At 70.3% G+C, this 17,774-nt stretch carries 16 protein-coding genes; 4 read left to right on the top strand and 12 right to left on the bottom strand.

The features are described 5' to 3' along the window. Positions 1-27 precede the first annotated feature (27 nt). Entirely contained in the window at positions 28-1,701 is a 1,674-nt protein-coding gene (locus tag AC07F3_RS30955) for a sensor histidine kinase (protein WP_479117722.1), read from the top strand. Then, on the top strand, positions 1,698-2,375 hold the full coding sequence (locus tag AC07F3_RS30950; protein ID WP_479117721.1) for a response regulator: 678 nt from the start codon (positions 1,698-1,700) through the stop codon (positions 2,373-2,375). The genes AC07F3_RS30955 and AC07F3_RS30950 overlap by 4 nt, the downstream gene beginning before the upstream one ends. A gap of 44 nt (positions 2,376-2,419) precedes the next feature. Here the strand turns inward: AC07F3_RS30950 and AC07F3_RS30945 are convergent, their stop codons facing one another. From AC07F3_RS30945 to AC07F3_RS30935, 3 genes are all read right to left on the bottom strand, one after another. Continuing rightward, positions 2,420-3,412: an ABC transporter substrate-binding protein gene (locus AC07F3_RS30945; RefSeq protein ID WP_479117844.1), complete on the bottom strand. Its 993-nt coding sequence runs from the start codon at positions 3,410-3,412 to the stop codon at positions 2,420-2,422. Between the two features lie 206 nt (positions 3,413-3,618). Continuing rightward, positions 3,619-4,479 (bottom strand): ABC transporter permease, encoded by an 861-nt coding sequence (locus AC07F3_RS30940; protein ID WP_479117720.1) that lies wholly within the window; start codon positions 4,477-4,479, stop codon positions 3,619-3,621. After that, positions 4,469-5,284 (bottom strand): ABC transporter ATP-binding protein, encoded by an 816-nt coding sequence (locus AC07F3_RS30935; protein ID WP_479117719.1) that lies wholly within the window; start codon positions 5,282-5,284, stop codon positions 4,469-4,471. The genes AC07F3_RS30940 and AC07F3_RS30935 overlap by 11 nt, the downstream gene beginning before the upstream one ends. Before the next feature lie 160 nt (positions 5,285-5,444). Between AC07F3_RS30935 and AC07F3_RS30930 the strand changes: the two genes are divergently transcribed. Beyond that, positions 5,445-6,128, top strand: coding sequence for a response regulator (locus AC07F3_RS30930; protein ID WP_479117843.1), 684 nt, complete (start codon positions 5,445-5,447; stop codon positions 6,126-6,128). Positions 6,129-6,211: 83 nt separating this feature from the next. On the opposite strand, the gene AC07F3_RS30925 is transcribed toward AC07F3_RS30930, so the two are convergent. From AC07F3_RS30925 to AC07F3_RS30900, 6 genes are all read right to left on the bottom strand, one after another. Next, positions 6,212-7,804 (bottom strand): solute symporter family protein, encoded by a 1,593-nt coding sequence (locus AC07F3_RS30925; protein WP_479117718.1) that lies wholly within the window; start codon positions 7,802-7,804, stop codon positions 6,212-6,214. A gap of 2 nt (positions 7,805-7,806) precedes the next feature. Further along, positions 7,807-8,385 (bottom strand): DUF485 domain-containing protein, encoded by a 579-nt coding sequence (locus tag AC07F3_RS30920; protein ID WP_479117717.1) that lies wholly within the window; start codon positions 8,383-8,385, stop codon positions 7,807-7,809. 116 nt (positions 8,386-8,501) lie between these two features. Further along, on the bottom strand, positions 8,502-9,191 hold the full coding sequence (locus AC07F3_RS30915) for a response regulator transcription factor (RefSeq protein WP_479117716.1): 690 nt from the start codon (positions 9,189-9,191) through the stop codon (positions 8,502-8,504). Next, positions 9,188-10,372 carry a sensor histidine kinase gene (locus AC07F3_RS30910; protein WP_479117715.1) on the bottom strand — a complete coding sequence of 395 codons (1,185 nt, stop codon included), beginning with the start codon at positions 10,370-10,372 and terminating at the stop codon, positions 9,188-9,190. The genes AC07F3_RS30915 and AC07F3_RS30910 overlap by 4 nt, the downstream gene beginning before the upstream one ends. Then, positions 10,369-10,887: a DUF1453 domain-containing protein gene (locus AC07F3_RS30905; RefSeq protein WP_479117714.1), complete on the bottom strand. Its 519-nt coding sequence runs from the start codon at positions 10,885-10,887 to the stop codon at positions 10,369-10,371. Before AC07F3_RS30905 ends, AC07F3_RS30910 begins: the two co-directional genes overlap by 4 nt. Positions 10,888-11,111: 224 nt before the next feature. Then, complete coding sequence (locus AC07F3_RS30900) at positions 11,112-13,232, bottom strand: DNA gyrase/topoisomerase IV subunit B (protein WP_479117713.1); 2,121 nt, start codon at positions 13,230-13,232, stop codon at positions 11,112-11,114. 433 nt (positions 13,233-13,665) lie between these two features. Here AC07F3_RS30900 and AC07F3_RS30895 point away from each other — a divergent pair, with 433 nt between their 5' ends. Continuing rightward, a complete protein-coding gene (locus tag AC07F3_RS30895; protein ID WP_053725523.1) occupies positions 13,666-13,896 on the top strand; it encodes a DUF7455 domain-containing protein in 231 nt (76 codons plus the stop codon). Positions 13,897-14,007: 111 nt separating this feature from the next. Here the strand turns inward: AC07F3_RS30895 and AC07F3_RS30890 are convergent, their stop codons facing one another. From AC07F3_RS30890 to AC07F3_RS30880, 3 genes are all read right to left on the bottom strand, one after another. Further along, positions 14,008-14,820 carry a S1 family peptidase gene (locus tag AC07F3_RS30890; protein WP_479117712.1) on the bottom strand — a complete coding sequence of 271 codons (813 nt, stop codon included), beginning with the start codon at positions 14,818-14,820 and terminating at the stop codon, positions 14,008-14,010. A gap of 131 nt (positions 14,821-14,951) precedes the next feature. Further along, positions 14,952-16,505 (bottom strand): RNA polymerase sigma factor, encoded by a 1,554-nt coding sequence (locus AC07F3_RS30885; protein WP_479117711.1) that lies wholly within the window; start codon positions 16,503-16,505, stop codon positions 14,952-14,954. 322 nt (positions 16,506-16,827) lie between these two features. Then, positions 16,828-17,712, bottom strand: coding sequence for a FadR/GntR family transcriptional regulator (locus tag AC07F3_RS30880; RefSeq protein WP_479117710.1), 885 nt, complete (start codon positions 17,710-17,712; stop codon positions 16,828-16,830). Positions 17,713-17,774: the final 62 nt, after the last annotated feature.

The following is a 17,774-nucleotide window of genomic DNA, read 5'->3' as shown; positions in this document are numbered from 1 at the left end:
GCCCCGGGGCGTCTAACGTGCCTACCCATGACCGCCCCACCCACCAGGACCACCCCGCGTCGGCGGCGGCTGGGCTGGCCGCGGCGCGTCTTCTCCCAGGTGCTGCTCATGCAGCTGACCATCGCCGCCGGAGTCGCCGTGCTCGCGACGGGGCTCTTCCTGGCCCCGCTCAGCGCCCAGCTCGACGACCAGGCCATGCGGCGCGCGCTCGCCATCGCCGCGTCCACCGCGGCCCAGCCGCAGGTCGCCGAGGATCTGCTGGCCTCGCGCCCGACCGCCGCCGGACCGGTGCAGGCCGAGGCGGAGCGGGTCAGGCGGGCGACGGGCGCCGAGTACGTGGTGGTCATGGACACCCGGGGCGTGCGCTGGTCGCACACCGACACCGCGCAGATCGGCAGGCCCGTCTCCACCGACCCGAGCGACGCGCTCGCGGGCCAGGACGTCATGGAGATCGACAGCGGCACCCTGGGCCGCTCGGCCCGGGGCAAGGTGCCGCTGCGGGACGCGGGCGGCCGGATCGTGGGCGCCGTCTCGGTGGGCATCGAGTACGACAGCGTGCGGGCCCGTCTCCTGAACGCGATCCCGGGCCTGCTCGCCTACGCGGGCGGAGCGCTCGCGGTGGGCGCGCTGGCCGCGTACCTGATCGCTCGACGCATCCACAAGCAGACCCGTGACCTGGCCTTCTCCGATATCTCCGGGCTGCTCGCGGAGCGCGAGGCCATGCTGCACTCCATCCGTGAAGGCGTGGTCGCGCTCGACCGGGAGGGCCGGATCCGGCTGCTCAACGACGAGGCCCAGCGCCTTCTGGGCGTCGGCCCCGAGGCCGGGGGCCGGGCGCTGGACGAGGTGCTCGGAGCGGGACGTACGACCGATGTGCTCGCCGGCCGGGTCGAGGGCAGGGACCTGCTGACCGTGCGCGGCCACCGCGTCCTGGTCGCCAACCGGATGCCCACCGACGACGGCGGCGCGGTCGCCACGCTCCGCGACCGCACCGAGCTGGAGCGGCTCGGCCGCGAGCTGGACTCGACGCGCGGCCTCATCGACGCCCTGCGCGCCCAGGACCACGAGCACGCGAACCGGCTGCACACCCTGCTCGGCCTGCTCGAGCTGGAGCTGTACGAGGAGGCCGTCGATTTCGTGACGGAGGTCGTCGGGGTGCACCGGGCCACCGCCGAGCAGGTCACCGAGAAGGTCAGGGACCCGCTGCTCGCGGCCGTCCTGGTCGGCAAGGCGACGGTCGCCGCCGAGCGCGCGGTCGCCCTGAGCCTGTCCCCCGCGACCGCGCTGCCGGACCGCCTCGTCGACCCGCGCGGCCTGGTCACGGTCACCGGCAACCTGCTGGACAACGCGCTCGACGCGACGGCCGGGACGCCCGGCGCCGAGGTCGAGGTGGAGCTGCGCGCACAGGGACGCACCGTCGTGCTGCGGGTCCGCGACAACGGGCCCGGCATCCCCGCCGAGCAGCGCGAGCTGGTCTTCACCGAGGGCTGGACCACCAAGGAGCCGCCCGCGCACGGCAAGCGGGGGCTCGGGCTCGCGCTGGTCGGCCGGTTCGCGGAGCGCATGGGCGGCAGTGCGCGGGTGGGCTCCGCCCCCGGCGGCGGGGCGGAGTTCACCGTCGTCCTGCCCGACGCGCTGAGCGAGGCACTCGACGAGCCCGCCGGGGACGACGGGCGGGACAGGGCCGTGGAGGCGCGATGATCGACGTGCTGGTCGTGGACGACGATCCCCGGGTCGCCGACATCAATGCCGCGTACGCCGGAAAGGTTCCCGGATTCCGGGTGGTCGCCCAGGCGCATTCGGCCGCGGAGGCGCTCGCGCGGATCGTCGAGCGACCGGTGGACCTGGTGCTGCTCGACCACTACCTGCCGGACGAGAACGGCCTCGCGTTCGTGCGGGAGTTGCGCAGGCTCGGCCACCACACCGACGTGATCATGGTGACGGCGGCCCGTGACGTGGCGACCGTGCAGGCCGCGATGCGCCAGGGCGCGCTCCAGTACCTGGTCAAGCCGTTCAACTTCGCCGGGCTCCGCACCAAACTGGAGGCGTACGCCGTGCTGCGCCGCACCCTGGACGGCGGCGGCGAGGCCGAACAGGCGGAGGTGGACAAGATCTTCGGCGCGCTCTCGGTGGCCGCCGAGCCCGACCTGCCCAAGGGCCACTCCCCCACCACCGCCGACCTGCTGCGCAGGGTCCTCAAGGAGGCCGAGGGCCCGCTCTCGGCGCAGGAGATCGCGGAGCGGGCCGGGGTGAGCCGCCAGACGGCCCAGCGCTATCTGAAACTCCTGGAGCGAGCGGGCCGGGTACGCCTCGGCCTGCGCTACGGCGAGACCGGCCGCCCCGAGCACCGCTACGAGTGGGCCGCCTCACTGTAGGAGGCGGCCCGGCTCCCCGGGGTTCCGTTGTCGACCCGGCGGCCTCAGCCCTGCGGGGCCTTCTTCACGAACTCCGTCGTGTACGTCTGGGAAAGATCGACCTTGGCGGACTTGAGGTTCGGATTGAACGCCTTGAGCACCCTCTCGACCGTTTCCGGGCCGTCCTTGGGCATCACGCCGTCCTTGGTGAACATCGGCAGCGTGCTCTTGATCGACTGCGCGTACAGGTCCTTGCCGCCCTTCGCGTAGTCCGCGGGCATCTTCGCCGCGATCTCCTCGGCACTGTGCGTGGACATCCAACGCAACGTCTTCACCAGGGCGTTGACCAACTTCTGCACCGTCTGCTTGTGGCCGTCGACCCACTCCGTGTTCATGTAGAGGCTGGAGGACGGATACGGCCCGCCGAGCGCCTGCCGCGAGCCCTCGGGCGTACGCATGTCGATCAGCACCTTGCCGAGCTTCTGGTCGACGAGGGTGGCGACCGTCGGGTCGGTCGTCATGCCGCCCTGGATGGAGCCCTGCTTCAGCGCGGCGATGAACGTCTGCCCCGCGCCCACCGCGACCGGCGTGAACTCGCTCGTCTTCACCCCGTCCCGCACGGCGAGGTACTTGGTGAGGAAGTCGGTCGACGAGCCGAGCCCGGTGACGCCCAGCTTCTTGCCCTTGAAGTCCTTGGGCGAACCGATGCTCCCCGCCGCCTGGTTGGAGACGACCTCCACCTCTCCGGGCGCGTGCGAGAACTGCACCACGGACTCGATCTTCTTGCCCTTGACCTGGAGATCAAGCGTGTGGTCGTAGAAGCCGACGGCGCCCTGCACGTCGCCGGAGATCAACGCGGTCTCGGCCTGCACTCCTGCGGGCTCGGTGAGCAATTCCACGTTCAGGCCCTCGGCCTTGAAGTAGCCGAGCTGCTGGGTCAGCATCGCGGGCAGGTAGATGACCTTGTCGAGGCCGCCGACCATCACCTTGATCCTGGCCTGCCCGGAGGCGCTCTTGTCGTCCGAGGCCGAACCGCCGCCACATCCGGAGAGCATCATCACGAGGGCGACACAGAGCCCGCCCGCGAGGAAGGCCGAGGGCGCGGCGCGCAGGCGCCGTCGCGCTGCGGGTCGACGGTAACTGACATGTGTCATAAGAGAGTTGTTGTCATCCGATACGGCTTCGGGGTTGCTCGGCATGGTCATCATCACGTCCCTGGGATCAGGCGGCTGTACGGGAAGGGGCGGGGAGTGGCGGGGCACTGTCAGCGCTCGCTGCCGGCCTCGGGCGGGCGCCAGCGGAACAGCCGCCGTTCGGCGAAGGTGAGCAGCCCCTCGGTGAGCAGGGCGACGACGGCGAGGATGGCCATCGCCGCGTACACCCCGGCGGCGTTGAACGTCCCCTGCGAGGCGGCCACCAGCAGGCCCAGGCCCTTGGTGGCGCCGATGTACTCGCCGACGATCGCTCCGATCAGCGCGAAGCCGAAGCTGACGTGCAGGCTGGTGAAGATCCAGGAGGTGGCGGAGGGGATGACCACCTGGAGGGTAACCCGGCGGTTGCTCGCGCCCAGGATGCGGGCGTTGTCCACCAGGTTCCGGTCGACCTCGCGCGCCCCCTGGAAGGCGTTGAAGAAGACCGGGAAGAAGACGAGCACGACGGCGGAGGCCACCTTCGAGGCGGGGCCGAGGCCGAACCAGATCAGGAAGACCGGCGCGAGCACGATGCGCGGAATGGCGTTGAAAACCTTGATGTACGGGCCGAGGACGTCGGCGAGGAAGCGGATCCGGCCCAGGGTGATGCCGAGGACGACACCTCCCGTCACGCCGAGGACCCAGCCGAGCAGCGCCTCGTAGAGCGTGTACCAGATCTGTTCCCAGAGCGATCCCTGAGCGGTGCCGTGCACGGCCCACTCCCGGATCTGGTCCCAGATCGCCGACGGCATCGAGAAGTTGAACGGGTCGATGACCCCGGCGCGGGCCAGGATCTCCCAGAGGGCGACGACCAGTGCCAGGAGCAGGACCCGGCTGCCCAGCACCAGGAGGCGGCGGTTGCGGGCGGCCCGCGCGCGGGCCCTGGTGCGCGTGCCGGCCTTGAGGCCGATCGCGGCGACGGTGTCAGGCGACATCGGCGGCACCCCGCTCCCGGGTGATGCGGACCTCTTCGCCCAGCGATTCCCAGATCTCCCGGTAGATCTCGACGAACCGGGGCTCCAGGCGCACCGATTCGACCTTGCGGGGGCGCGGCAGGTCGATGTCGAAGATCCGCTTCACGGTGGCGGGGCCCGCGGTCATCACGACGACCCGGTCGGCCAGCGCGATGGACTCCTCCAGGTCGTGCGTGACGAACACGACAGAGGCACCCGTGCCGGACCACAGATCGAGGAGCTCGTCCGACATCAGGGCCCTGGTCTGGACGTCGAGGGCCGAGAACGGCTCGTCCATCAGCAGGATCCGGGGGTCGTTGACGAAGGTCGCGGCGAGGGCGACACGCTTGCGCTGACCGCCCGAGAGCTGGTGCGGATAGCGGTCCTCGAACGCCGCGAGGCCCACCTTGGCCAGCCAGCCGCGGGCCATCTCCTTCGCCTCGGCCTTGGGTACGCCGCGAAAGCGCGGGCCCGCCATGACGTTGGAGAGCACGGTGCGCCAGGGGAAGACGGCGTCCTGCTGGAAGACGAATCCGACCTGGTCGCCGATGCCCTCGACCGGCCTCCCGGCCACCAGGACCTCACCCTCGGTGGGCTCCTCCAGGCCGCTGACCAGGGTCAGCGTGGTGGACTTCCCACAGCCGGTGGGGCCGACGACGGCCACGAACTCGCCCTGCCGCACGGTCAGATCGAGCTCCCGCACGGCGGTGTGCAGCGTCCCCGACGGCGTGCGGAACGCCTTGCCTGCGCCCCTCAGCTCGATGGCGGGGCTGGTGTCTGTGTTCATGGAGCGGGACCGTAGATGCCGCTGCGGCCAGGACGTCAGGCTTGTGGGCGCTGGACGCACTTCTGCTCGCAAACCCCTGTTGTGCTCGTTTTGCGCGCGATACAACTGCGGGGTTCGGACAGCGGGAGAACGCCATGTCGGCATGCGGGAGGAGAACGCCTTGATCGACGTCCTGGTCGTGGACGACGACTTCCGTGTCGCTGAGATCAACGCGGCCTACGTCGGGAAGGTTCCCGGGTTCCGGGTCGCGGCGCGGGCGCACAGCGCCGCCCAGGCGCTGGCCACGCTGGAACGCCAGCGGATCGATCTCGTCCTGCTCGACCACTTCCTGCCCGACGAGACCGGGCTGAGCCTGGTCCGCCGGATGCGCCAGCAGGGCCACCACACCGACGTGATCATGGTGACCTCGGCGAGCGACGTGGCGACCGTGCAGGCCGCGATGCGCCACGGCGCGCTGCACTACCTGGTCAAGCCGTTCACCTTCGCCGGGCTGAGGGCCAAGCTCGACGCGTACGCGACGTTGCGGCGCACCGTCGACCGGGCGGCGGGCCCGGCCGGGCAGGAGCCCGCGGCCCAGGACCAGGACCAGGTCGACCGGATCTTCGCGGCCCTGCGCACCGGGCTGCCCAGCCGCCACTCCGTGCCCACGGCGGAGCTGATCCGCGACGTCCTGCACACCGCGGACCATCCGCTCTCCGCACACGAGGTCGCCGACCGCACGGGCCTGAGCCGCTCCACGGCCCAGCGATACCTCCGCCTCCTCGAACAGTCCGGCCGCCTGCGGCTGACCCTGCGCTACGGCGAGACGGGCCGCCCGGAACACCGGTACGCGTGGGCGGTGTGAACCCCGACAAGGCTGAGCCGCACGGCGGTTGGGGTCCTTGCGCCAGGCCTGTTCCGCCCGCCGCACCCGTCTGTCGCGCGGACCTACACCGCTCCCGCGCCCGTCAGCGCCCGGACCTCCGCCTCCGCGTGCTTGGCCCCGTCGGGCTCCTCGTGCGAGGTCACCGTGCCGAGCCATCCCGCGAGGAACCCCAGCGGAATGGAGACGAGCCCCGGGTTCTGCAGCGGGAAGAACTGGAAGTCCACCCCGGGGAAGAGGGACTCGGGGCTGCCGGAGACCACGGGCGAGATCAGCACCAGGACCAGGGCCGGGACCAGGCCCCCGTACACCGACCACACCGCCCCGCGTGTCGTGAAGTTCCGCCAGAACAGGGAGTAGAGGAGCACCGGAAGGTTCGCGGAGGCGGCCACCGCGAAGGCCAGGCCGACCAGGAACGCGACGTTCAGATCCCGTGCGAGCAGGCCCAGCGCGATCGCGACCGCCCCGATCCCCACCGCGGCCACCCGCGCGACCGCGACCTCGCTGCGCGGCTTGGCGCGTCTGCGCCTGAGCGAGGCGTACAGGTCGTGGGCGACGGATGCCGAGGAGGCCAGCGTGATACCCGCGACGACCGCCAGGATCGTGGCGAAGGCGATGGCGGCGACCACGGCGAAGAGAACCGTTCCGCCTGCGGAACCCGCGCCGCCTCCCAGGTTGTAGGCGAGCAGCGCGACCGCCGTGTTGCCCGCGGGGTTCGACGCCTTGACCTCGTCCGAGCCGACCAGCGCTGCCGCGCCGAAGCCGAGCACGATGGTCATCAGGTAGAAGCCGCCGATGAGTCCGATGGACCAGACCACCGAGCGGCGGGCCGCCCGCGCGGTGGGCACGGTGTAGAAGCGCGAGAGGATGTGCGGCAGTCCGGCCGTGCCGAGGACCAGGGCGAGGCCCAGGCTGATGAAGTCGAACCGCGCCGTCCAGTCCCCGCCGTACTTGAGGCCGGGTGAGAGGAACTCCTTTCCGTGGCCGCTGTGTTCGGCCGCTGTGTTCAGCAGCAGGTTGATGTCGCCGTGGAAGCGCAGCAGCACCATCACGGTGAGGGTGATCGTGCCGGCCATGAGCAGGACGGCCTTCACGATCTGGATCCAGGTGGTGGCCCGCATCCCGCCGAGCGACACATAGACCACCATCAGGGCGCCGACCCCGATGACCGTCCAGTTCCGCGCGGCGTCGCTGGTGCCGCCGAGCAGCAGGGCGACCAGGCTCCCCGCGCCGACCATCTGCGCCACCAGATAGAGAACGGACACGGTGACCGAGGAAGTTCCCGCCGCGATCCGCACGGGACGTTCGCTCATGCGGGCCGCGACCACATCGGCCAGGGTGAACTTGCCGCAGTTGCGGACCAGTTCGGCGACCAGAAGCAGCACCACCAGCCAGGCCACCAGGAAGCCCACGGAGTACAGCATCCCGTCGTAGCCGAAGAGCGAGATCAGCCCGGAGATACCGAGGAAGGAGGCGGCCGACATGTAGTCACCCGCGATGGCAAAACCATTCTCCATGGGCGAGAAGAGCCGGCCGCCGGTGTAGAACTCCTCGGCCGAGCCGTGCCGGTTGCGGCTCACCCAGGTGGTGATGGCGAGCGTGGCCGCCACGAACGCGCTGAACAGCAGCAGCGCCAGAGTCTGATGGTCCCCGCCCACGATCACTTGGTCCCCCGTGTCGTTCCCTGTCCGTTGATCCGCCGGGCCCCGCGGCCCTGTTCGGTCTGCCGGCTGTGCTCGGCCCGGCGACCGCGCTCGTGGTGCCGGGGGCCGTTCTGCTGGTTCTGTTCGAACACGACCCAGCGCAGTTCCAGCGCGGCCCGGTCCCGGCGCAACCGCGCGTGGCGGGTGTACGCCCAGGTCAGCAGGAACGTCGTGAGGAACTGGGCCAGCCCCGCGACCATCGCCACATTGACCGCGCCGACCACCGGGCGGGCCATGAGGCCGGGGGCGCCGACCGCGGTGATCACATAGGCCAGGTACCAGCCGAAGAAGGCGAGGGAGGCCGGGAGGACGAACCGGCGGTAGCGGCGGCGCACCTCCTGGAAGGCGGCGCTGCGGTGCACTTCGAGATAGATCTCGGCCGGGCTGAGACGTTCGTCCTCGTCGCCGGAGTGCTGGGCGGGCACGGGGGCGGGCACCGTCTCGCCGTCCAGTTCGCCCCAACCGGAGGCGAGGGCGTCATACCAGGGGTCGTCGATCCGCGCCGCCGCCGGATCAGGCCCCTCCTGCTTCTCCACCGCACAACTCTCCTTGCCCACGACCCCGTTCGGCCGCGTGCCCAAGGATGGGCAGAGGGGGCAGGCCCTGGGCTCTCCTACGCCCCGGCTTCACCCCATTAGGTGATGGGGCGACGTCACCCCCGGGGTGGCTGGGCCAGCCCGTACCGGTAGGCGTACCGCACGGCCTGGGTCCGGTCGCGTGCTCCGGTCTTGCCGAAGATGTTGTTGATGTGGGTTTTCACGGTGGCGGTCGAGATGTGCAGGGCCCGCGAGATCTCGGGGTTGGACATTCCCTCGGCCACGAGCGCGAGCACCTCGCCCTCGCGTGCGGTGAGGCCGTCGGGCAGCTCGGCCGGCGCGGCGGGGGCGGCCGGGGGCGCTGTCACCCGCTCCAGGAGGCGGCGCTGCACCGCGGGGGCGAGCCCGGCCTGCCCGGCCAGCACGTCCTCTATCGCCTTGACGATCTCCTCGCCCCCGGCGTCCTTGGTCAGGTAGCCGCGGGCTCCGGCCTGCAGGGCCGGGAAGAGGTCGTTGTCGTCCGCGTACGTCGTGAGGATCACCACCTCCGTACCGGGATGCCCGGCCCGGATACGGCGGGTCGCCTCGACCCCGTCGCACCGCGGCATGCGCAGGTCCATCAGGACGATGTCGGGCGCCAGTCGGGCCGTGAGGGCGACCGCCTCCTCGCCGTCCCGCGCCGAGCCGACGACCTCGATGCCGGGCAGCAGCCCGAGCAGCATCACGATGCCCTCGCGCACCACGGACTGGTCGTCGGCCACGACCACCCTGATCGTCCCCCGCGCCCCGGGCTCGCCCCCGCTCATGCGGGCACCCTCAGTCTCACCACGAAACCCTCCTCGTCCGGCCCGGCCTCCAGGGTGCCGCCGAGCAGTTCGGCACGCTCCCTCATCCCCAGCAGACCGTATCCGGAGCCACTGACAGCGAGCTCCCCCGCCCGTGTGCGGCCCCCCGAGTCCCGTACCTCCAGGGCCACTTCGTCCGGCAGGTACTCCAGCCGTACGGCCACGACGGCACCCGGCGCGTGCTTGCGCACATTGGTCAGGGCCTCCTGGGCCACCCGGCGCACGGTCTGCGAGGCCTCCGGGCGCAGGGCCCTGCGCTCACCGCGCACCTGCACCCCGGCCCCCGAAGCAAGACCCGTCCCCGGTCCCGCCCCCTCGATCAGGGTGTGCAGGAAGTCCTCCACCGGGGTCATCTCGCCGCGCAGCGCGGAGAGCGCCTGGCGGGTCTCGGCAAGGCCCTCGCGTGCCATGCCCCGGGCGGCCACCACCCGTTCGAGGATCCGCTCCCGGAACTCCCCCGGCGGCTCCCGCTCGATCAGCAGCCGGGCCGCCTCCAGGTGCACCAGCTGCGCCGAGAGGCTGTGCGCCAGTACGTCATGGATCTCGCGGGCGATCCTGGCCCGCTCATCGAGCGCGGCCGACTCCGCCTCGGCCACCCGCGCGGCCCGCTCCTGGGCGAGGAGCCGCTGGGCGGTGCCGCGCGCCTCGGCGTCAAGACGCAGCACATATCCGGCGAGCCCGAGTCCGACCGAAGTGACCGCCGTCGTCAGCCAGTTGTCGTTGTTGACCAGGATGTAGGCGCCCAGTGAGGCGACCGTGCACGGAATGGCGGCGGCCAGCGGAAGCCGTTCCAGCGCCGTCACCGCGCAGGCGCACCACAGCACCAGCGCCAGCACCGGCCAGCCCGCCGCCCTGGCACCGGCCGCGGCTCCCATCACGAGCAGGAGCGAGATCAGGGAGGGCCAGAGCCGGTGGTCCAGGGTGAAGCGGAAGAGCGCGCGGGCCAGCAGTCCGCAGACCAGCACCAGGGCCACGCCCGCCACCCACGCGTAGTGGCCCGGCCCGTTGCTGAACGTGGACCAGAGCAGGGCGCCGAACGCCACGAGCCTGATGCCCCGGGTGAGATTGCGCCTGGCGCGGCTCAGGCCCTCGCGGGAGAGCGCTTCCCGCGAGGGCCAGCTGAGCCAGGTCTCTGGGGTCACACGCGGTCCTTCCACACCTGCTGGGCGGGGCTTGCTGCGGCAACACCGTACGACGCGAGGGCCGGCTGGGCCCGCCACATCAGGATGCCGCCGCGGACGAGCAGGGAGGCGGCCAGGGCGAGCAGGAGCGCGTTGGTCCCCAGGTGGATCCCGGCCAGCGCGCCGAGGCCGGCGAGGCCCACGCGCAGGGCGATGCCCAGGACCCAGATCCCGGCGGTGGCCTTGGTGCCGCGGGACCACACCGTGCCGTCGGGCTCGGTCCATATCTTCGAGGTCCAGGCCCAGCCGACCCCCATGAGCACGCCGGTCACGAGCTCGGCGCCGAGCAGGGCGACGGACCCGGCCTGGTGGTGCTGGTCGACGAGGCCGCCGTCCTTCACCGCGAAGAACACGAGGACGGCGGGGACGAGCCACCACTTCTTCCCGGAGCCGCCCACCTGCTGCGGCTTGAACTGGCGGACCAGGATCAACGCCACCACCGCGACTGCCACCAGCACGTTGAAGAGCGCGGACATCGAAGCCTCCGGACGACGAGAAGACGAGAAGACAGGAACCGTCAGGGACGGGAGCGGGCTGTGCTTACGTCTACGAAGGTACGGAAACGACCTGGTCAGAGGCATCGGAGCAGGGGTGGAGCACGGGTGGATGTTTCGTCTCCACCCACGGGTGCAGAAGCCCGGGTTCGAAAAAGCGCACCGGCCCGCGGGAAACCCGCGGGCCGGTGCGCGTCAGGCCGGGTTCACGCGTCGATGCGTGAGCGGTCCAGGGTGGCGGCGGAGCTGGTGATGAACTCCTTGCGGGGCGCGACTTCGTTGCCCATCAAGAGGTCGAAGACCTGCTCGGAGGCCTCCAGGTCACCGATGTTGATCCGGCGCAGGGTACGGAAGCGGGGGTCCATGGTCGTCTCGGCCAGCTGGTCGGCATCCATCTCGCCCAGGCCCTTGTACCGCTGAATGGCGTCCTTGTACCGCACGCCCTTGCGCTGGAACTCCAGCAGCGTGGTGCGCAGTTCGTTGTCGGAGTAGGTGTACACGTACTTGTCCTGGCCCTTCTTGGGCTGGACGAGTTCGATGCGGTGCAGCGGGGGCACGGCGGCGAACACCCGGCCCGCCTCGACCATCGGGCGCATGTAGCGCTGGAAGAGGGTCAGCAGCAGAATACGGATGTGCGCGCCGTCCACGTCGGCGTCGACCAGCAGGACGATCTTGCCGTAGCGGGCGGCATCGAGATCGAAGGTACGGCCCGAACCCGCCCCTATGACCTGGATGATCGCGCCGCACTCGGCGTTCTTCAGCATGTCCGACACGGACGCCTTCTGAACATTGAGGATCTTGCCGCGGATCGGCAGCAGCGCCTGGAACTCGGAATTGCGGGCCAGCTTGGCCGTGCCCAGCGCGGAGTCGCCCTCCACGATGAACAGCTCACTGCGCTCCACGTCATCACTGCGGCAGTCCGCCAGCTTCGCCGGCAGCGACGACGACTCCAGAGCCGTCTTGCGGCGCTGGGCCTCCTTGTGCTGCCGCGCCGCGATCCGCGTCCGCGCCGCCGCGACAATCTTGTCGAGAACAGCCCGGGCCTGCGCCTTCGCATCACGCTTCGTCGACGTCAAGAACTCCTTCAGCTCCCGCGCCACCACATTCGCCACGATCCGGTTCGCCGCCGAGGTACCCAGCACCTCCTTGGTCTGACCCTCGAACTGCGGCTCCGCCAGACGCACCGTGACCACCGCCGTCAGCCCCTCCAGCGCATCGTCCTTGACCACATCGTCCTCGGCCACCCGCAACAGCTTCGCCGACCGCAGCACCTCATTGACCGTCCGCGTCACCGACCGCTCGAACCCGCTCACATGCGTACCGCCCTTGGGCGTGGCGATGATGTTCACGAACGACCTCAGCGTGGTGTCATACCCCGTCCCCCAGCGCAGCGCGATGTCCACACCCAGCTCCCGGGTCACCTCCGTCGGCGTCATGTGCCCACGCTCGTCCAGAACCGGCACCGTCTCCTTGAACGTCCCCGACCCCGACAGCCGCACCACATCACTGACCGCCTTGTCCTGCGCCAGATACTCACAGAACTCACTGATCCCCCCGTCGAAACGGAACGTCTCCTCGGTCTTGCCCTCCCCCTCCAGACCCCGCTCGTCCCGCACCACAATCGTCAGACCCGGCACCAGAAAAGCCGTCTGCCGCGCCCGCTGATACAACGTCTCCAGCGACAACCTCGCATCCTTCAGGAAGATCTGGCGGTCGGCCCAGTAGCGCACGCGCGTGCCGGTGCGGTTCTTGGGAACGCGCTTGCCCTTGAGCAGGCCGTTGCCCGGGTCGAAGGGCGAGTCGGGGCCCTGCTCGGTGAAGATGCCGGGCACACCGCGCCGGAAGCTGATCGCGTGCGTGGCGCTGTTGCGGTCGACCTCCACGTCGAGGCGGGCCGACAGCGCGTTCACCACGGAGGCGCCCACACCGTGCAGACCACCGGACGCCGCATAGGAGCCGCCGCCGAACTTCCCGCCGGCGTGCAGCTTGGTCATGACGACCTCGACGCCCGAGAGCCCGGTCTTGGGCTCCACGTCGACGGGGATGCCCCGGCCGTTGTCACGCACCTCGACGGATTCGTCGTCGTGCAGGATCACTTCGATGTGGTCGCAGTAGCCGCCCAGGGCCTCGTCGACGGAGTTGTCGATGATCTCCCAGAGGCAGTGCATCAGGCCGCGGCTGTCCGTGGACCCGATGTACATGCCAGGTCGCTTGCGGACCGCTTCGAGGCCTTCGAGTACGAGCAGATGCCGAGCGGTGTAGTTGGAGCCGTCGCGGTCTGCCCCGCTCAGCAGCGCAGTGGACGGAACGGACGTCTCGGCGGTCACGCAGTTCGCTCCTCGCTGAATTTCAATTGCGCCCCTGTGGGTAAGGGGCCGGCGTCGGTCGCCGGTCAGAGGGTACCGAGGCCTGGTAGAGCCGTTGTAACGCCACCCTCGCGAATCCTCATGCTAGTCCAGCATCGCAAACGTGTTCGATCCCTCGTGGGGGTGATGCGGATATCACGTTCCCATTCAGGCATGAACCATTTAGGCTCCGGGCACGTCCTCATGAACAACCGGCAACCCCGCCGGGAGGGCCAAACGAGACAAGCAACGCGAAACCCGTAAAGCTCCGCAATACGGCTCATTCGCCGCCAACCGGCAGCAGACAGCCACCTTGACCAAGAACTTTCGAGGAAAAGCCACGAGCGGGAACGTTTTCGGCCTGGTTGGATGTTGACCCTGGTACGACAGCTCGTCGAGCTAGAGAAGAGGCGACGTGACTACTGTTCTGACCCCCGCGAGCCCCCTGACGGCCGCCGACCGTTGCGACCGCTGCGGCGCACAGGCCTACCTTCGCGTAGTCCTGACCAGCGGCGGCGAACTGCTCTTCTGCGCTCATCACGGACGTAAGTTCGAGCCGGAACTGAAGAAGATCGCCGCTGACATACAGGACGAGACGGACCGCCTCACGGCGGTGCCCGAGTCCGCAGGCGACGAGGATCGCTGAGACCTCGCATCACGACGAGCCAGGGCCGGTCCAGGACCGGCGACGGGCGGTCGCTTCCCGTGCAGGGGAAGTGACCGCCCGTTTCTCATGCCCGCCCGCGGTGCGGGACGCTCAGACGCCCGAGGACCACGGCACGGCCGACATCCGGGTGTAGACGCCGGGGTTCTCCGCCTGCCCGCATCCGTTCCCCCAGGAGACCAGGCCGATGAGCCGGCCCTGGGCCACCAGCGGCCCGCCGCTGTCGCCCTGACAGGCGTCGTGGCCGCCCGCAGGATCGCCCGCGCACAGCATGGTGGACCGCAGGTACGTTCCGTCGGAGTTCGCCGGGTAGGCGCGCTCACAGGCCCCGTCCTGGAGGACCGAGACCGGAGCCGAGCGCAGCGCCGTCGGATAACTGCCGCCGCCCGTGGTGTCGCCCCAGCCGTAGACCGTGGCCCGGGTGCCCGGCTGGTACCCGGGGTCCCCGGCCGGAGCCGGGGCGATCACGGAGGAGGCGGGCAGCGGACTGGCCAGGGTCAGCACCGCCAGATCGCCCGCGTTGGTCCCCGCGTCGTAGCCGGGGTTGACCCACGTGGCGCTCACCGCGATCTCCTGCCCCGCGCTCGACCGCAGCTCCGTGCGGCCCGCGATCACCTTGAGATCCCGCACCCGCGACACGTCCACGCCCAGCACGTCACTGCGCAGGCAGTGCGCCGCGGTCAGGACCTTGGTGGGCGCCACCACGGCTCCCCCGCAGAACTGGCCCGCGCGCGTACCCCCGAACCGGTCACGGCTGGAGAGCGCCACCACCCAGGGGCTGTCGGAGATCCCGACCGGCTGCCCGCCGATGACGACCTCGTCGGCGGTCGCGGACGGCGGCGCGCCCAGGGCGGTGACCGCAAGGGCGGCCGTCCCCGTGACGGCTCGGGCGATCAAGCGGCGCATAGGGTCTCCTGACTCTCGGTGACACAGGCACACCCAGAGTCATTCAGCCAGCCACGAGCCGCACCCTCGGACACGCCCGAGGGCCCGGCCTCCCACGGGAGACCGGGCCCTCGGCGACGTACGACCGCGACCTAGTCGAGGTAGTCGCGCAGGACCTGCGAACGCGACGGGTGGCGCAGCTTCGACATGGTCTTGGACTCGATCTGGCGGATCCGCTCGCGGGTCACGCCGTAGACCTTGCCGATCTCGTCCAGCGTCTTGGGCTGGCCGTCGGTGAGGCCGAAGCGCATGGAGACCACGCCCGCCTCGCGCTCGGACAGGGTGTCAAGAACCGAGTGGAGCTGCTCCTGGAGGAGCGTGAAGCTGACCGCGTCGGCGGGGACGACGGCCTCGGAGTCCTCGATGAGGTCACCGAACTCGCTGTCGCCGTCCTCACCGAGGGGGGTGTGCAGCGAGATGGGCTCACGACCGTACTTCTGGACCTCGATGACCTTCTCGGGGGTCATGTCGAGTTCCTTGGCCAGCTCCTCCGGGGTGGGCTCGCGGCCCAGGTCCTGGAGCATCTGGCGCTGGACGCGCGCGAGCTTGTTGATGACCTCGACCATGTGCACCGGAATACGGATGGTGCGGGCCTGGTCGGCCATGGCGCGGGTGATCGCCTGACGGATCCACCAGGTGGCGTACGTGGAGAACTTGTAGCCCTTGGTGTAGTCGAACTTCTCCACCGCGCGGATCAGACCGAGGTTGCCCTCCTGGATGAGGTCCAGGAAGAGCATGCCGCGGCCGGTGTAGCGCTTGGCCAGCGAGACCACCAGACGGAGGTTGGCCTCCAGGAGGTGGTTCTTGGCGCGGCGCCCGTCCTCGGCGATGATCTCCAGCTCGCGCTTGAGCTTCGGCGCCAGCTTGTCGGCGTTCGCCAGCTTGTCCTCGGCGAACAGGCCGGCCTCGATGCGCTTGGCGAGCTCGACCTCCTGCTCGGCGTTGAGGAGCGGGACCTTGCCGATCTGCTTCAGGTAGTCCTTGACCGGGTCGGCGGTGGCACCGGCGACGGCGACCTGCTGGGCGGGAGCGTCGTCCTCGTCCTCGTCGGACAGGACGAAGCCCTTGCTCTCGCCCTCGGGCTCCTCTTCGTCACCCTTGCCGGGCGCGGCGTCCTCGAGGAGCTCGTCGCCCTCGACGACCTCTTCGTCGTCGCCCTTCTTGGCGGCGGTCTTCTTCGCCGTGGCCTTCTTGGCCACCGTCTTCTTGGCGGCGGTCTTCTTGACGGCCGCCTTCTTGGCGACGGCCTTCTTGGGGGCGTCCTCGGCCTCGTCGGCCGGCACGTCCACGGTCTCGGCCGGAGCCGCGGAGGCGGCGACGGTCTTGGTGGTGGTCACGGTCGTCTTGGCCGCGACCGTCTTGGTGGCGGTGCGCTTCGCCGGGCTCTTCGCTGCGACGCTCTTCCGTGTGCGCTTCGGTGATTCCGCGGCACTGACCATCAGCGTCACACCCTCTTCCTCGAGGATCTGGTTGAGGCTGCGCAGAACATTCTTCCACTGGGTCGGCGGAATCTGGTCGGCTTCGAAGGCCCGACGCACGTCATCGCCGGCGATCTGTCCATCAGCCTTTCCCCGCTCGATGAGCGCCATCACAGACTCGGACTCGGCGATCTCCGGCGGGAGCGTACGGGATGTGCTGGCCGACACGAACAACCTCTCGAAACGATGGAAAACGGCTTCCGGCCCCGCCCAGGATCGGGCCGGAGCCGACGACCACCGGCTGGGGATGTGCCGGGGGCGCGGGCTGAACCTCGGAGCTGCACAGCGCCACGCATGGCCGCTGTATTCCCTCCTCGGCTATTACCTCTTAAGTCATCGCATGGTTCCGAGGAGTGTTACGCGCAATCTTCGTGGCCCGAGTCACACCCCAAAGACGACCAAGGGGTCACAAGGGACAGATACCCCGTATTCGAGCGCGCCGGACCCCCTCCGGGATCCGGCGGCACAGCGTGTCCGGCGGAGGCCCGGGTCAGTGCTCGCGCGGCGCGGGAACGACCCGCTCCACCTCCGGGTGGACGGTGAGCAGTTGGCGCACGGCCGTCTCGGCCGCCATGGGGTCGCCGTTGGCGAGGGCGTCCACGATCCGGCCGTGGTGCGCGAGGGAGCCGTCCGAGGGGCGGTCACAGCCGGTGACCGGGGCCCCGGAGACCTGGAGCGCGGCCGAGACGATGCCGGAGAGGTGCTCCAGCATCCGGTTGCCCGCGAGCTGGATCAGCAGGGAGTGGAACTCGGCGTCGGCCCGGGAGAACGTGATCGCGTCCCCCTGCCCCAGGGCGTGGCCCATGATCTCCACCATGTCACCGAGGCGCTGCTGGACGTCCTCGCGGCCGTGGCCCGCGGCCAGGCGCGCGGCCAGCGGCTCGATGGTCCAGCGCAGCTCGGCCAGCTCGCGCCGTTGGTCGTCGCGCTGGGGGCCGAAGGCGCGCCACTCGATGATGTCGGGGTCCAGCAGGTTCCAGTCGCTGACCGGGCGGACCCGGGTGCCGACGTTGGGCCGGGCGCTGACCAGCCCCTTGGCTTCGAGCACGCGCAGGGACTCGCGGACGACCGTGCGGGAGACCTCGAACCGATGACCGATCTCCTCCGGTACGAGCGGGCGGTCCGCGCCGAGGTCGCCGGAGACGATCATCTGGCCGAGCTGCTGGACGAGTTGACCGTGCAGGCCTCGGCCCCGGCTGCCCGCCGCGCGCCGGCCGACCCGGCCCAGCTCCGTGTCCCCGCCGTCCCAGGAGGGGGCGCCGATCCGGTCGGACGGGCGCGCCTCCCCGTAGGGGTAGCGGTCGAGTTCGCCCGGGGCGGAGAGGCCGGCGTCGGCGGTGCGGGCGGTCATCATGGTGTGCGCAAGGGTGCTCATGCACCCTTTGTCGGCGGGACCGCGGCGGCCCTTGAGGTCTTTGGTGAAAAGCACACGAAAGG

It is taken from the genome of Streptomyces sp. NPDC045846 (assembly GCF_056431605.1).
This window is presented reverse-complemented; position numbering and strand designations above follow the sequence as displayed.